Annotated in this window: 13 protein-coding genes; 4 read left to right on the plus strand and 9 right to left on the minus strand. The window is 71.1% G+C overall.

Annotation, left to right across the window (positions count from 1 at the left end):
• Positions 1-33 precede the first annotated feature (33 nt).
• The 3 genes from AB0D27_RS28975 to AB0D27_RS28985 all read right to left on the minus strand — a co-directional run bounded on the left by AB0D27_RS28975 (position 34) and on the right by AB0D27_RS28985 (position 4,235).
• Positions 34-1,812 (minus strand): M4 family metallopeptidase, encoded by a 1,779-nt coding sequence (locus AB0D27_RS28975; RefSeq protein ID WP_362514747.1) that lies wholly within the window; start codon positions 1,810-1,812, stop codon positions 34-36.
• A 330-nt stretch (positions 1,813-2,142) separates the two neighbouring features.
• Complete coding sequence (locus AB0D27_RS28980; protein WP_362514750.1) at positions 2,143-3,183, minus strand: polyprenyl synthetase family protein; 1,041 nt, start codon at positions 3,181-3,183, stop codon at positions 2,143-2,145.
• Positions 3,180-4,235, minus strand: a complete 1,056-nt coding sequence (locus AB0D27_RS28985) for a tetratricopeptide repeat protein (protein ID WP_362514752.1) — start codon at positions 4,233-4,235, stop codon at positions 3,180-3,182. Before AB0D27_RS28985 ends, AB0D27_RS28980 begins: the two co-directional genes overlap by 4 nt.
• 337 nt (positions 4,236-4,572) lie before the next feature.
• Here AB0D27_RS28985 and AB0D27_RS28990 point away from each other — a divergent pair, with 337 nt between their 5' ends.
• The gene (locus AB0D27_RS28990; RefSeq protein ID WP_362514755.1) at positions 4,573-5,460 is read left to right on the plus strand and encodes an aminoglycoside phosphotransferase family protein; all 888 of its coding nucleotides are present in this window, start codon (positions 4,573-4,575) and stop codon (positions 5,458-5,460) included.
• A gap of 101 nt (positions 5,461-5,561) precedes the next feature.
• Here AB0D27_RS28990 and AB0D27_RS28995 read toward each other — a convergent pair whose 3' ends face one another.
• Positions 5,562-6,404, minus strand: a complete 843-nt coding sequence (locus AB0D27_RS28995; RefSeq protein WP_362514758.1) for a helix-turn-helix transcriptional regulator — start codon at positions 6,402-6,404, stop codon at positions 5,562-5,564.
• Positions 6,405-6,550: 146 nt separating this feature from the next.
• Here AB0D27_RS28995 and AB0D27_RS29000 point away from each other — a divergent pair, with 146 nt between their 5' ends.
• Complete coding sequence (locus AB0D27_RS29000; protein ID WP_362514761.1) at positions 6,551-7,177, plus strand: alpha-ketoglutarate-dependent dioxygenase AlkB; 627 nt, start codon at positions 6,551-6,553, stop codon at positions 7,175-7,177.
• A 111-nt stretch (positions 7,178-7,288) separates the two neighbouring features.
• Here the strand turns inward: AB0D27_RS29000 and AB0D27_RS29005 are convergent, their stop codons facing one another.
• The 3 genes from AB0D27_RS29005 to AB0D27_RS29015 form a co-directional block, all read right to left on the minus strand.
• Positions 7,289-7,888 (minus strand): TetR family transcriptional regulator, encoded by a 600-nt coding sequence (locus AB0D27_RS29005; RefSeq protein ID WP_362514764.1) that lies wholly within the window; start codon positions 7,886-7,888, stop codon positions 7,289-7,291.
• Positions 7,885-9,324 (minus strand): MFS transporter, encoded by a 1,440-nt coding sequence (locus AB0D27_RS29010; RefSeq protein ID WP_362514766.1) that lies wholly within the window; start codon positions 9,322-9,324, stop codon positions 7,885-7,887. The genes AB0D27_RS29005 and AB0D27_RS29010 overlap by 4 nt, the downstream gene beginning before the upstream one ends.
• Positions 9,325-9,415: 91 nt before the next feature.
• Positions 9,416-10,618, minus strand: coding sequence for an FAD-dependent monooxygenase (locus AB0D27_RS29015; RefSeq protein ID WP_362514769.1), 1,203 nt, complete (start codon positions 10,616-10,618; stop codon positions 9,416-9,418).
• Positions 10,619-10,957: 339 nt separating this feature from the next.
• On the opposite strand from AB0D27_RS29015, the gene AB0D27_RS29020 reads away from it, so the two are divergent.
• On the plus strand, positions 10,958-11,326 hold the full coding sequence (locus AB0D27_RS29020) for a tyrosinase cofactor (protein WP_362514772.1): 369 nt from the start codon (positions 10,958-10,960) through the stop codon (positions 11,324-11,326).
• Between the two features lie 33 nt (positions 11,327-11,359).
• Positions 11,360-12,184, plus strand: a complete 825-nt coding sequence (locus AB0D27_RS29025; protein ID WP_362514775.1) for a tyrosinase family protein — start codon at positions 11,360-11,362, stop codon at positions 12,182-12,184.
• A 62-nt stretch (positions 12,185-12,246) separates the two neighbouring features.
• On the opposite strand, the gene AB0D27_RS29030 is transcribed toward AB0D27_RS29025, so the two are convergent.
• Entirely contained in the window at positions 12,247-12,957 is a 711-nt protein-coding gene (locus AB0D27_RS29030; protein WP_362514778.1) for a ribonuclease H, read from the minus strand.
• A 39-nt stretch (positions 12,958-12,996) separates the two neighbouring features.
• The gene (locus AB0D27_RS29035; RefSeq protein ID WP_362514781.1) at positions 12,997-13,425 is read right to left on the minus strand and encodes a helix-turn-helix domain-containing protein; all 429 of its coding nucleotides are present in this window, start codon (positions 13,423-13,425) and stop codon (positions 12,997-12,999) included.
• Positions 13,426-13,842 lie beyond the last annotated feature (417 nt).

Here is a 13,842-nt window from a genome sequence, read left to right on the forward strand (position 1 = left end):
CGCATGGCGGGGCACCCTTCCTCGTGTGATTCGTCAGTGCCCCGCGGCGGGGGTATTGGCGGTGGTGACGTTGACGGCGGCCCAGGCCTTGTCCACCGTCTTGTACTCGGTGCTGCTCGCCCCGTACAGGTCGGCGGCGGCCTTGAGGGTGGCCTTCCGGGCGTCATGGAAGTCGGTCGTGGAGACCATGTAGCGGGTGAGCGCCCGGTAGAAGATCGCGGTGGCCTTGGCGCGACCGATGCCCGTCACCCGCGAACCGTCGTACGTCGGCGAGTCGTACGTCACGCCGCCGATCGTCTTGCGGCCGCTGCCCTCGGCGAGCAGGTAGTACGCGTGCGAGGAGACGCCGGAGCCCGCGTGGACCTCGGTGTCGTAGACCTCGGGCGCCCAGTAGTCGACCGTGCCTTCGAGCTTGTCGAGGGAGGGGTGGTCGAGGCGGCGCAGGAACTTCTGCGCGAGACCCAGCTTCTCTCCGATGAGGAAGTTCGGCGGGTTCTTCGGGTTGTTCGCCGAGAACTCGACGTTCGAGCCGAAGATGTCGGCGAGGGACTCGTTGAGGGCCCCCGGCTCGCCGTACTGGTTGCCGTCCTGGTCCACCCGGGTGGGCTCGAGGGCGGCGGTGGCGTCGACGACGCCGTGGGTCAGCTCGTGTCCCGTGACGTCAAGGACGACCAGTGGCTTCTTGAACAGGTCGCCGTCACCGTCGCCGTACAGCATGCAGCCGCACGTCGAGTCCCAGAAGGCGTTGCCGACCTTGTTGCCGAAGTGGACCATCCCGCGGGCGCCGGCGCTGTTGTTCTTGATGCCCTTGCGACCGAAGGTCTTCTTGTAGAAGTCCAGGGTCTGGGTGATGCCGTACTGGGCGTCGACCGCGGCGGTGGTGCGGCTGGAGGTGGTGCCGGTGCCCCACTTGTTGTCGCCGTCGGTGAACTTCTTGCCGCGCGAGAACGCCTCCAGCTCCTGGCCCCTGGCGTCCCGGGTCTCGGTGTTCCACCGGCTGGGGTCCTTGAGGAGGAAGCTGGTGCGCGCGGTCTGTGTGGTGGTCAGCGCCACCTTGCCGTCGAAAAGGGAGGCGCCGCTGCCGGTGGCGGTGGCCGGGTAGTGGCCGGCGCCCGTCGCGCCGGTCAGACCGGACAGCGCGGTGGCCGAGGCCGTCTCGGGGTTCGCTCGCTCGCCCCGCTTGCGCAGCGTGTCCTCGAGGGACGGCGATATGAACTCGTCGCTGTCGGGGGTGTTGCTGCGGATCTTGCCGCTTCCGGCGTCCACGACGACGGTGCGGGAGCCGCCCGCCTTCGTGGTGTCGCTGTCGGTCACACGCACCTGGTAGGCGAGGGCGGCGGCGCCGTCGCGGGCGTCCACGACGAGTTCGGCGCCGCCCGCGTCACCCTTGGCAACCATCGCGGCCTTCTGCTCGGCCTGCTGGGGCGTCAGCTTCGCCTCGATGCTGGCGGGCTTGACCACGTGGTCGGCGGCCCGGGTCACGCCGAGGTAGCCGGACTGCCTGCTGAGGTGGACGACCAGGTCGCCGCCGAGGACCGGGAGGCCCTGGTGGGTGCGGACGAAGCGGACGTGCTGCTTGCCGTCCGGGTCCGTCATGACGTCCTTGGCCCGCAGGGTGTCGCCCTGGGTGACACCGGTCGCCGAGGCGTGGGCGAAGGCCGCGGCCCTGGCGGCGTCCACCGGCGAGGAGGCCGAAGCCGCCGCGCGGGCGGGCGAGTCGGGCGCGGCCGCGAAGGCGGGGCCCGCCGGGAGCGTGGCGGCCGTCGTCACCGCGACGGCGATCGCCACGCGGCGTATGTGGGGTCTACGCACTGAGTTCCTTAGCACAGGGGCGGCCGGGATCGCCAACCGCCTTGGGACACGGCGCTGTTGGGCACCGCGGGGGCTGGTCGGGCCCCAGGTCGACACCCTCACCGATTCACCATGTACATGTAAAGGAGAAAGATCCCTTTTATGGATTTCCAGGCGATCTCTTTACAAATGTTCATGTCGCGGTGATCGGCTGGCGGCCAACTCTGCGTCGACCGGACAGATGTGAAGGGGAATGAGGCGGTTGCCTGAGAGGAGCCACTGCCACGTACATGTGACCGATGTCGCAGCGCCTCCGGGCCCGGAGCGGGCGGGACCGGAGGCGCGCGGGTGTCAGATCGCGCGACGGGCCAGGGAGGACAGCAGGGTGCGCAGCTCCGCGGCGGGGCCCGGGGCGAGCGACACGCTCGCCAGGAGAGCGTGTGCCGAGCCGAGATGACGGCGCGCCTCCCGCAGGGCGGCCGTGCGTCCGCCGGCCCGTTCGACGAGGGCCGCCGCGTGGCACAGGCCGCGGTCGTCGAGGGCCGTCGGTGAGGTGAGGAGTTCGGCGAGCGCGGAGCTGCCGGGTGCGTTCAGGGCGATCAGCACCGGCAGGGTCTTCTTTCCCTGGCGCAGGTCGCTGTGGACCGGTTTGCCCATGACGAGCGGATCACCCCACATCCCCAGAAGGTCGTCGGCGATCTGGAACGCCACACCGAGATGGCGCCCGGCGCGGTCCAGGGCGGTCGCCGTTTCCCGCGGCGCTCCCGCCAGTTGGGCGCCCAGTGCCGGCGCGCAGCCGAGCAGGGCGCCGGTCTTGCGCTCGGCCATCACCTCGTACTCCCCCACACCGACCGCCTCGGGCCCGGTCCAGGGACGCTCGGCGAACAGCAGGTCGTCCGCCTGGCCGCGGACCAGGTCGCTGAGGGCGGTGGTGAGCTGTCGTACGGCCGCGGCGGCATGAGGAGTCGCGCCGAGGGTTTCCACGGCCAGCGCGAAGAGCGCGTCACCCGCGAGGACGGCGGGGCCGGTGCCGTACGCCTTCCACACGGCGGGGCGGCCCCGGCGCAGCGCGTCGCCGTCCATGATGTCGTCGTGGAGCAGCGAGAAGGTGTGCACGAGTTCCACCGCGACCGCGCCCGGCACACCCGCCCCGGCGGGGCCGCCGGCCGCTTCCGCGCCCAGCACGGCCAGCGCCTGCCGTACGCCCTTGCCCTGGCTGCGGATGGCGGGGGCGCCGCCCACCTCGCAGAGACCCAGGGCGTATCCGGCCATCTCAGCCACCCAGGGGTGCAGCCCGCCGATCGCCTCCGCCAGCGCCGGGGCGACCAGTGCACGGCAGCGGCTCAGGATGCGCGGGGTGGTGGGCGGCGACTGCAGGGCCGTGGAGGTCATCGCACGGCCTCCGCGCCCTCGGACTCCGCTGCCAAGCCGAGTTCCGTGCGCGCCCGTTCGACCATCTCGCGGCCGTGCCGCAGGCCGATGCCTTCCAACGCCCTTTCCAGTTCATCCAGTTCGGCGGCCGTCTCGGCGCGGTCGCGGCCCAGGCGGGCCAGTGACTTGACGAGGCCGAGTCGCGACAGGGCCCGCCCGCGCGGTTCGCTCATCGCCTCGAACTCCGCGAGCGCCTGCGCGTAGATGTCCCGCGCCCGCTCGTAACGCCCGGCGCGATAGAGGACGTTGCCGCGCATCTTGTGGTTGTAGGCGAGCGCGCCGGACAACTTCATCGCGCGGCAGGACACCTCCGCCTCGCTCAGCAGGTCCAGCGCACGGCCCACGTCCCCGTCGCGTACGGAGACGATGTCCGCGAGGCCGCGCAGGGCCCAGGCGTGCCCACGCCTGTCCTCGGCGCGGGCCGCTATACCGGCGGCCTCCTCGAACATGGCGTACGCGGTGTCATAGGCACCGGTGTTGCGGTGTATCTGCGCGATTCCCTCCAGGGCCCACACGGTGTGGCGGGCCTCGCCGCGCTTGCGGGCCTCGGCCAGCAGCTGTTCGTGCAGGGCGGTCACCGCCGCGTAGTCGCCCTGGATGCGGCCGGTCTCCGCCATCCCGGCGAGGGAGTAGCCGCGCACCACGACGTCCCCGGCGTGCTCGCCGAGTTCGGCGGCAAGCCGCAGCAGCCGCCACGCCAGCGGGAACGCGCCACGCTGCCGGGCCAGTGTGCCGCCGCTCCACAGCGCCCAGGCCATCGCCCCGGTGTCGTCGGCCTCGCGGGCGGTGCGGAAACTCGTCTTCCACGCCCGGTCGGCGTCGGCCACCTGCCCCAGCCGGCGGTGCGCCTCAGCGACCGCGAGACCCGAGCGAGCCGCCTCGGCCCGCTCCCCCGAGCGCTCGGCGGCGCGCAGTCGCTCGGTGCCGGCCGCGAGTACGTCGGTCAGCGAGGAGTTCACGGACAGGGTGGTCAAAGCGCCCTGGTACTCCGGGGCGAAGGCCTTGCCGTACATGAATGCCTTTCCGTCTGCCACCGGTCAGCCGCGTTCGCGTGCGGCCGGTCCTGATGGCTCTTTATGGCTCTTGTGGGGCGGCAGCATGCGACGACACCGCTATACGCTCGACGTATACATGAGATGTATACGCGAAGCGTATAGTGCGTCGGATTTCCACCCGGGAATCTCTGTCTCCCACCAGGTCGACGCACCGCCCACCGTTGCCGATCAAGACGACGAGGGCGCCCGCAAGGTTGCCTGCCGTGCCGCGGAAGCCCCAAACGCGTTGTCACGACGTCCGAACGAGCCCCAGGATGAAGGGAAGTTGACCTCTCCGACCGGAAGGCAGGCGCAGATGCCCGCAGGCCCGATGCACGCCGACGAGGCGCGGATCGACGTCTCGCTCGTACGACGCCTGCTGGCCGCCCAGTGCCCGGAATGGGCCGAACTGCCGCTGAAGCGCGTCGAGTCGGCCGGCACCGTCAATGCCGTCTACCGACTCGGCGACGACATGGCCGTACGCCTTCCGCGCATCGCGGCGGGCGCCGGTGATGTGCTCAAGGAGCGGGACTGGTTGCCGCGGCTCGCCCCGCTGCTGCCGTTCCCCATCCCCGAGGTTCTCGCCGTCGGCGTGCCCGGCAAGGGATACCCGTGGCCCTGGGCCGTACTTCGCTGGCTCGACGGCCAACTTCCCGTCCCCGGCGAGCTCACCGACGCGCGGGCGCTGGCCGCCGACCTCGGTCAGTTCGTTTCCGCACTGCGGCGGGCCAACCTGGCCGACGGGCCGCCCGCCTATCGTGGCGGGCCACTGGCGACCGTGGACACCGCGACGCGCTCCGCGATCGGCCAACTCCACGGCACGATCGACACATCGGCGGCGACCGCGGCCTGGGAGGCGGCGCTCGCGGCACCGTTGTGGACCGGCCCACCCGTGTGGCTCCACTCCGACCTGATGCCGATGAACCTGCTCACCCACCGGGGCCGGATCGGTGCCGTCCTCGACTTCGCCACCGTCGGCACCGGCGACCCCGCCTGCGACCTCATCCCCGCCTGGAACCTCCTGCCCGCCGGGGCGAGGCCCGTCTTCCGGCGCGCCGTGGGCGCGGACGACGCGACCTGGGCACGCGGCCGCGGCTGGGCCCTGTCCATGGCTCTGACCCAACTCGCCTACTACCGCGTGACGAATCCGGTCATCGCGGCCAACGCGGAGCATGTGATCCGCGAGGTCCTCGCCGACCGTTAGGTCGCTTCTTGCGGATCATCGGGAGGTGCGGCCCCCGAAGCCCGCGGCTCCGGCTCCGGCTTCGGCTCCGGCTCCGGCTCCGGCTCCGGCTCCGGTACGACCTAGGACTCCACAAGGGCCTGAGTGCCGAGCACGCCGAGGAGTGCCAGGCGTTCGGCGTTCTCCGTGCCGGGCTCGGCCGTGTAGATCATGATGCGCAGGTCGCTGCCCGCGACGCTGAGCACGTCACAGTCCAGCGTCACGGGGCCCAGCCGCGGATGGTCGACGGTCTTGCGTGACGCCTCGTGCCTGCCCACGGCTCCGGAATCCCACAGCTCGGCGAACCGGTCGCTGTTCGCGTGCAGTTCGGCGATCAGGTGCCGTAGCCGCTGGTCCGCCGGATACCGGCTCGCGGTCGCGCGCAGGTCGGCGACCAGCGCCGTCTCCAACGCGCGCCCGGACTCCGGTGTGTGGCGGACACGGCTGTCCTGGCCGACGAAGTTGCGCCACACCCCGTTGCGCTCGTTTCCGCGCCATCCGGACGGATCGCCCATCAACGCCGCGTACAGCGGATTGGCCAGCAGCAGCGTCCAGGCCGCGTCGTAGACCGCGACGGGTGTCCCGGTCAGCCGGTCAAGCAGCCGGTGCACGCTCGGCGTGATGTGCGCGGGCACCATGCCCCGTCCCGGAGGTACGAGCCCGGCGGCATGGAACAGATGCTCGCGCTCGACTCCCGACAGCCGCAGCGCCCGGCTCAGAGCCTCGACCACCTGCTCCGACGGGTTGGCGGCCCGGCCCTGTTCGAGGCGGGTGATGTAGTCGACGGAGATTCCGGCCAGCAGGGCCAACTCCTCGCGGCGCAGCCCGGCCGCACGACGGTGGCCACCGGCGGGCAGCCCGGCCGCTTCCGGCGGGACCCGGTCGCGCCAACGCCGCACCGTCTGCCCGAACTCCGTGGTCGCCATGGCACTACTGTGCACCGGCCCGCGCGGACATGCCTGGTACTGAGAGTCCCAGGAAGACGGGACTCCTGGCGAGGTGAAGCTTGGCGAACGAGCCGGCCGTGAAGCATCATGGAACACATATTCGATTACGGGGGTACGCTGGTCGTATGGCCATGCACCTCCAGGGCTCGCTCTTCGACCAGACCGACGAGCTCCACCTCAGTCCGCTGAACGGGATGCGCCGGACCGTGCTGGGCGACGGGGCCTGGATCGACCTGCTGCCCGGGTGGCTCGGCGGGGCCGACGCGCTCTTCACACGGCTCGCGGCCGACGTGCCGTGGCGGGCGGAGCGGCGCCAGATGTACGAGCACGTGGTGGACGTACCGCGGCTGCTCGCCTACTACCGCGCGGGCGACCCGCTGCCGCATCCGATCCTCGACGAGGCACGCGACGCGCTGTCCGCGCACTACTCCGCCGAACTGGGCGAACCGTTCACGACGGCCGGACTCTGCTATTACCGGGACGGCCGCGACAGCGTGGCCTGGCACGGGGACCGGATCGGCAGGGGCGCGCGCGAGGACACCATGGTGGCCATCCTGTCCGTGGGCACCCCGCGCGATCTGCTGCTGCGGCCGCGCCGTGGCGGGGACACCGTGCGGCGCCCCCTGGGACACGGGGACCTGATCGTGATGGGCGGTTCCTGTCAGCGCACCTGGGAGCACGCCATCCCCAAGACGGCGCGGGCGGCGGGGCCGCGGATCAGCATCCAGTTCAGGCCGAACGGGGTGAACTGACTCCGGCCGCACAGAGGCAGGCGGTGGTGGCCTGTATGAGCTGCTCCAGCAGCGGGCGCGGGACGGAGAGGGGTGCGCGACGGGCGCCCGGGGCCGTCGATCGCACGCTCCTCACGGCGTGAGGTGGGCCTGCACCGCCGGGGCGTACCGCTCGACGATGTCCTCGATCGGCGTGGCGCGCAGGTGGGTGCCGCGGGCGATGCCGTACATCACTCCGAGGCCGAGCAGGATGCTGACGGCGAGTTCGGCGCGCAGGCCCGCGTCGGGTCCGGTGAGCCGCTCGGCGAGGCGGTCGCTGACCTGGGTCCGGAAGTTGGCGCGCAGTATGTCGCCCTGTTCGCCCTGGAGCGGGGCGAACACGATCCGCAGGACAGGATCCGCGCCACGCTGGGTCTGGCCTTCGAGCAGATGGCTGACCATGTGCCGGCCGAGGTCCGCCAGCGGCGCGTCCAGCAGGGCGTCGGCGTCGGAGTCGAAGGACATGACGCGGGCGAACAGCGCGTCCTTGTTGCCGAAGTACTTGAGGATCAGCGGCGCGCTCACCCCCGCCCGCTCGGCGACCGCCTTGAGCGTGATGTCCGCGTGCGCGTGCCGGGCCAGCAGATAACGGGCCGCGCGCAGGATCGCCGCCTTGGTCGCCTCGGCGTCGCGGCGCGGCGCGGGGGTGGCGGACGCCGTGAGACCGGGGTGCGGGGTGGTCACGGTGCTCATGCTCCTTCGAGTGCCTCGTCGCGGGGTGCTCCGGTACGGCGGCCGATGCGTGGGGTGTCGCCGGGCGACCTGGGTATGGACAGGGCGGCGGCGCAGGCCACCAGTGCGACCGTACCCGCCATGGCGAAGGCCAGCAGATAGCCGTGCAGCGTGGGCACCGGGGCGCCCCCGATGAGGCTGGTGTGGTGGACGAGCACGGCGGCGACGGCGGCGCTGCACACGGCCTGCCCGACGGTCCGCATCAGGACGTTGACGCCGTTGGCGGACGCGGTCTGCCCGGCGGGCACGGCGCGCAGAATCAGGGTGGGCAGGGCGGAGTAGGCGAAGGTGGTGCCGGTCGCGCAGACCGTGGCGCCCAGGATGATCAGCCACAGGTCACGGCTGTCCATGATGCGTATCACATAGCCGAAGGCGATGATCGCCGTGCCGAGGGCCAGCGTCGTGCGGGGGCCGCGGGCCGCCGAGATGCGCGCCGAGACCGGTGAGAGCAGCAGCATGGTCACTCCGCCGGGCAGCAGGCACAGGCCGGTCGCCACGATGGACAGCCCGAGCCCGTAGCCGGTCGCCTCGGGCGCCTGCACCAGCTGCGACGTCACCAGGGAGTTGCCGTAGAAGGCGAATCCGGTCAGGAGCGCGGCGATGTGCGGCAGGGCGACGCGCGGGCGCGCGGCCAGCTTCAGGTCGACCAGCGGCCGTTCGGCGCGCAGTTGCTGCCGCCACCACAGGGCGAGGATGAGGACGCAGGCGATGAACAGACTCAGGATCCGGGGGCTGGCCCAGCCCCATGTGCCGCCCTGGGACACCGCCAGGAGCAGGCAGACGAGTCCCGCGGCCAGCCCCAGCGCACCCGGCGTGTCGAAGCGGCCCGGCTCGCGGACGGGCGACTCGCGCACCGCCCACCAGGCCAGCGTCAGCCCGAGGGCACCCAGCGCGGTCGTCGCCCAGAACATGACGTGCCAGTTGGCGTACTGCACGATCAGCGCGGCGAGCGGCAGACCGAGGGCGGCGCCGATTCCCACCGTGGAGCTCATCAGCGCGACCGCGGAACCGGTGCGCTCCGGTGGCAGTTCGTCGCGCAGGATGCTGATCGACAGAGGTACGACGGCGGCCGCCGCGCCCTGCAGCGCCCGCGCCGCGATGAGCAAGCCGATGTCCGACGTGAGGGCGCACAGCAGGGAGCCCAACGTCATCAGTCCGAGGGCCGCGAGCAGCACGCGCCGCTTGCCGTACATGTCTCCGGCGCGGCCCAGCACAGGGGTCAGAACCGCTCCCGACAGCAGTGTCGCCGTCACCATCCAGGAGACCGCGCTCGCCGAGGCGCCCGTCAGCCGTGGCAGGTACGGCAGCAACGGGACCACCACCGTCTGCATGACGGCCATGAGTATCCCGCCGAAGGCCAGGACGGGGACCGCCAGTCGGTCACGCAGGGCCGCCATGCGCACTCCAGGAAGTCGGCACAAAGAATAGGGTGAATTGCTATTCACCATACCGGTGAATCGCCATTCACCCAATGCCGGCCCGGAGTGGCTACCGGTGGGAGCGGGCCTGCACCGTGCGGGCCACCCGTGGACCGAGCCAGCGCTTGAACCGGCGCAGCGCCTCCAGCTGCCCGGCGGCGCGGTCGATCCGGTAGTACAGCTGCGGCGGGATGTGCGGAAGCAGCGGTGAGTGCCGCTGGCCGAGCAGGGCGAACATCTGCGCCGGTGGGAGGCGGATGTAGCGCGGCAGGTTCTCGTACCACTGGGCGCTGTGCCGGGCCGCGCTCTGGACGGGCAGCAGCGCGGCCTTGCGTTCCTGTTCGTACTGGGCGAGGGCGGACTCCAGGTCCGCGTGCTCGCGCAGCGCTCCGGCCAGGGAGATGGCGTCCTCCAGGGCGAGGGTGGTGCCGGCGCCGATCGAGTAGTGGGTGGTGTGGGCGGCGTCGCCGAGCAGGACGAGGTTGTCGCGGTGCCAGGTCCGGTTGGTCAGGGTGCGGAAGGTGAGCCACTGCGCGCTGCCGTCGGCCTGCGCCCGGCCGATCAGTCCGTGTCCGTCCAGCACGTCGGCGAAGAGCTTCTCCAGCAACGCGAGACCGTCGGCCTCGCTCCCCCGGTCGAGCCCAAGGCCCCTCCACGTCTCGGGGGAGCACTCGACGACGCAGGTGCTGTGGTCCTCGCTGAACGCGTAGGTGTAGCACCAGATCCAGCCGTGGTCACTCTCCACGAAGCAGAAGGTGAAGGAGTCGAAGACCTTGGTGGTGCCGAGCCAGATGTAGAGGTTGCGCCCGAGAGTGATGTCACTGCCGAAGTGGTCGGCGTGGCGCTCGCGCAGCGCGCTGTTGACTCCGTCCCCGGCGACGACGAGGTCGGCCTCGGGCAGCAGGTCGGCCGCGATCTCGTGCTCGAACTCGACGCGCACTCCGAGCGAACGGGCCCGGTCCAAGAGGAGGTCGAGCAGCCGGCGGCGACCGATGCCGAACCCCTCGTCGCCGTGGTGCACCGTCGTTCGGTCACCCACGTGGGCGACCCCATCGCTCCAGCGGACCGAGTTCTCGCCGACGGCGAGCGCGGACTCGGGGTCGCCCTCGCGCAGCTTGTCGAGCAGAGCCGCCCAGTAGGTCACTCCCCAGCCGTAGGTCGACCCGGCCGGGTTCCGCTCGTGGACGGCGATCTCATGGGACGGGTCCTGGCGCTTCATCAGGATCGAGAAGTACAGGCTTGCGGGTCCGCCACCGACGCACGCGATCTTCACGCGCACTCCCCTATGTTGCATAAAGCGGTCAATTAATCACAAAGAGTAGCAGGAGTGATCACCCGACGAAGTTCACGTCAGATCGCCCGCGTGAGCCGTGCCACTCGCCGCGGGTCGTCCCCGCAAGATCATCTCGACAAGCCGTCGCAACGGGAGGATTTCCGCCTTCCGGTGGGTCGCGACCACCCCTGACAACAAGATCATCTTCGTTCAATCCTGCACGACATTTACTTAATTGTCCGGATCGCAGCCAACCGACATTCGGCGATTTCTGCCCTTCTCAGATGAACCGATAGGCATACGGGGACATCAACTCACCTGTTCCCAGGAGATCTCCGCATGCCCGAACTCACTCGTCGCCGTGCCCTCGGGGCCGCGGCCGCCCTCGCCGCCGCAGCCGGATCCCAGGCTGTCGCCGCATCCTCGGTCTCGGCCGCCGAACATCACCACGGCGGCCCCGAATCGTTCGACGAGGTCTACCGGGGCCGTCGCATAGAGGGTCGCCCCGTCAGCGGGAGCGGCCACCATCACGGCGCCGGATACGCCGTGTTCGTCGACGGCGTCGAGTTGCACGTGATGCAGAACGCCGACGGCAGCTGGATCAGCGTCGTCAGCCACTACGACCCCTTGCCCACCCCGCGCGCCGCCGCCCGCGCCGCGGTCGTGGAGCTGCAAGGGGCGCCGTTGGTTCCCCTCAACGCCAGCTGACCAACCCCGCAAGCAGATCGTGGAGTCCCGCACATGACCATACGTAAGAATCAGGCGAGTCTGACCGCCGACGAGAAGCGGCGCTTCGTCGACGCGCTCGTGCAGCTCAAGCGCAGTGGCCGCTACGACGCCTTCGTCACGACGCACAACGCCTTCATCATGGGGGACACGGACAACGGCGAGCGCACGGGCCACCGTTCACCGTCGTTCCTGCCCTGGCACCGCAGATTCCTCCTCGAGTTCGAGCAGGCACTGCAGTCCGTGGACTCCTCCGTCGCGCTGCCGTACTGGGACTGGAGCACCGACCGCACGGCGCGCGCGTCCCTGTGGGCGCCCGACTTCCTCGGCGGTACCGGACGCAGCCTGGACGGCCGGGTGATGGACGGCCCGTTCGCGGCCTCGACGGGCAACTGGCCGATCAACGTGCGGGTGGACAGCCGTACGTATCTGCGCAGATCGCTCGGCGACGGCACCCGGGAGCTGCCGACCCGGGCCGAGGTGGAGTCCGTGCTCGCCATGGCCACGTACGACATGGCGCCGTGGAACAGCGCCTCGGACGGCTTCCGCAACCACCTCGAGGGGTGGCGTGGCGTCAATCTGCACAACCGGGTCCACGTCTGGGTGGGCGGTCAGATGGCCACCGGCGTCTCGCCCAACGACCCGGTCTTCTGGCTGCACCACGCCTACATAGACAAGCTGTGGGCCAACTGGCAGCGCCGCCACCCCGACTCCGGCTATCTGCCGCTCGCCGATACCCCCGACGTCGTCGACCTGGGCGAGACGATGAAGCCGTGGAACGACGTGCGCCCGTCCGACCTGCTGGATCACACCGCTCACTACACCTTCGACACCGCCTGATCACGACGGCTCCGAGCCGGCGTACCGGGCCCGCGTCCGCAGCATGATGCGCCGGACAGACCCTAGGCGTTGCTCGTTTCGGCCGTCCGGCACTCGGGGTGCCCCCAGCCCTGGGCGTTCTTGGTGATGGGCTCGCCCGCCGCGTAGGAGCGGCCGCACAGGCATCGGCCGGGGAACTTCGCCTTGATGGTGCGGCTCGACGCGCCCTGCGACGCGGTCTTCTTGGCGGGGCGGCGGCGCGGCGCGCCGGACGACGACGAAGGGGTGTCCGGGGAGGGCGGCGGCTGGGGGGAACCGAGGCCGCTGCCCGCGGGCTGCTGGACGGTGGCCGCCTGGCTCGCGGCACGGTCGGCGAAGTCGTTGAGGCGGTCGCCGTCGACCTGGTGCGCGGGGACGTAGCGGAACTCCACCGTGCGGCCGTCGAGGAGTTCGTCGATGCGGGCGACCAGTTCCTGGTTGGCGACGGGCTTTCCGGCGGCCGTCTTCCAGCCGTTGCGCTTCCAGCCGGGCAGCCAGGTCGTGACGGCCTTCATCGCGTACTGGGAGTCCATCCGGATCTCCAGCGGCACATGGGGCGCGATCGCCGTCAACAGGCGTTCCAAGGCGGTGAGTTCGGCCACGTTGTTGGTCGCCGTACCCAGGGGCCCCGCTTCCCAGCGGGTCGGGATCTCGTCTTCGTCGGCGACGACCCAGGCCCATCCGGCGGGTCCCGGGTTTCCCTTCGAGGCCCCGTCACAGGCGGCCACAACGCGTTCAGGCATGGCCCCGATCATGCCACGCCGCGGCATGAGCCCCGCGCGCGGGGCGCGGGCTCACCGGGCGCCGGAGAAGCTGCCGCTGGCCAGCAGGCGCAAGCCCAGTGGAGTGGCCGTGTGCAGCACGTACTTGCCGTCGCGGTGGCTGCCCACGAGTCCCCCGTCGCGCAGGACACCGATCTGGTAGCTGGCGCTGGGCATCGCGATTCCCACGTTCTGGGCCACCTCCGAGGTGGTGCGGGCTCCGGCGGCCGCCACTTCGGTCAGTACGGCGGCCCTGGTGCGGCCCAGCAGGCGTTCGAGCCCGTCGTCCGTGGCGCGCGCGACGGAGAGGGGCACCTTCTCCACCGGGTAGACCAGCACCGGGTCGAGGCCGGGGTCCGCCAGCGCGGTCGGCCGGCGCCAGCAGAAGAACGAGGGGACGAGCAGCAGACCGCGCCCCTCCAGGTGAAGATCGCGCTCGGTGGGATAGTCCACTTCGAGCACCGGGGCCTTCCATCGCGCCAGGGGGCCGAGCCCGCCCAGGAGCGCCTGGGTGCCGCCGTCGAGGAGGGTCCGGGAGCGCAGGTCGACATCGTTGCCGACCGCGGTGCGGATGTGCGGCCAGTACGGTTCCAGCAGGGTGCGGAAGTAGGCCCCGAGGGCGCCGGCCAGGGACTTGAGGGCGTCGCTGCCGGGTCTGCCCAGTGCCGTCGTCCAGGCGGGCAGCGGGCGGGACTCGGCCAGCCGCGTCAGGTCCCGGGCCAGGCGCGTACGGGGCGTGCGCCGTAAGTGGTCGAGTCCGGCGGCCAGACCGGCGCCGGTGACCGGCGGGGTGAGGAAGTCCGGGATGTAGCCGGTCGCCGGGATCCTCGACGATCGGCATGTACGGCGTCATCTGGCTCCCGTACGCCCGCAGACCAC

The organism is Streptomyces sp. NPDC048415 (genome assembly GCF_040651675.1).
Classification (GTDB): domain Bacteria; phylum Actinomycetota; class Actinomycetes; order Streptomycetales; family Streptomycetaceae; genus Streptomyces.

Excerpts from the sequence above, each read along its gene's own strand:
- AB0D27_RS28995 (WP_362514758.1), bottom strand. The coding sequence starts at position 6,404 with ATGGCGACCACGGAGTTCGGGCAGACGGTGCGGCGTTGGCGCGACCGG.
- AB0D27_RS28980 (WP_362514750.1), bottom strand. The coding sequence starts at position 3,183 with ATGACCTCCACGGCCCTGCAGTCGCCGCCCACCACCCCGCGCATCCTG.
- AB0D27_RS29010 (WP_362514766.1), bottom strand. The coding sequence starts at position 9,324 with ATGGCGGCCCTGCGTGACCGACTGGCGGTCCCCGTCCTGGCCTTCGGC.
- AB0D27_RS28990 (WP_362514755.1), top strand. The coding sequence starts at position 4,573 with ATGCCCGCAGGCCCGATGCACGCCGACGAGGCGCGGATCGACGTCTCG.
- AB0D27_RS29005 (WP_362514764.1), bottom strand. The coding sequence starts at position 7,888 with ATGAGCACCGTGACCACCCCGCACCCCGGTCTCACGGCGTCCGCCACC.
- AB0D27_RS29000 (WP_362514761.1), top strand. The coding sequence starts at position 6,551 with ATGGCCATGCACCTCCAGGGCTCGCTCTTCGACCAGACCGACGAGCTC.
- AB0D27_RS29020 (WP_362514772.1), top strand. The coding sequence starts at position 10,958 with ATGCCCGAACTCACTCGTCGCCGTGCCCTCGGGGCCGCGGCCGCCCTC.
- AB0D27_RS29025 (WP_362514775.1), top strand. The coding sequence starts at position 11,360 with ATGACCATACGTAAGAATCAGGCGAGTCTGACCGCCGACGAGAAGCGG.
- AB0D27_RS29030 (WP_362514778.1), bottom strand. The coding sequence starts at position 12,957 with ATGATCGGGGCCATGCCTGAACGCGTTGTGGCCGCCTGTGACGGGGCC.
- AB0D27_RS28985 (WP_362514752.1), bottom strand. The coding sequence starts at position 4,235 with ATGTACGGCAAGGCCTTCGCCCCGGAGTACCAGGGCGCTTTGACCACC.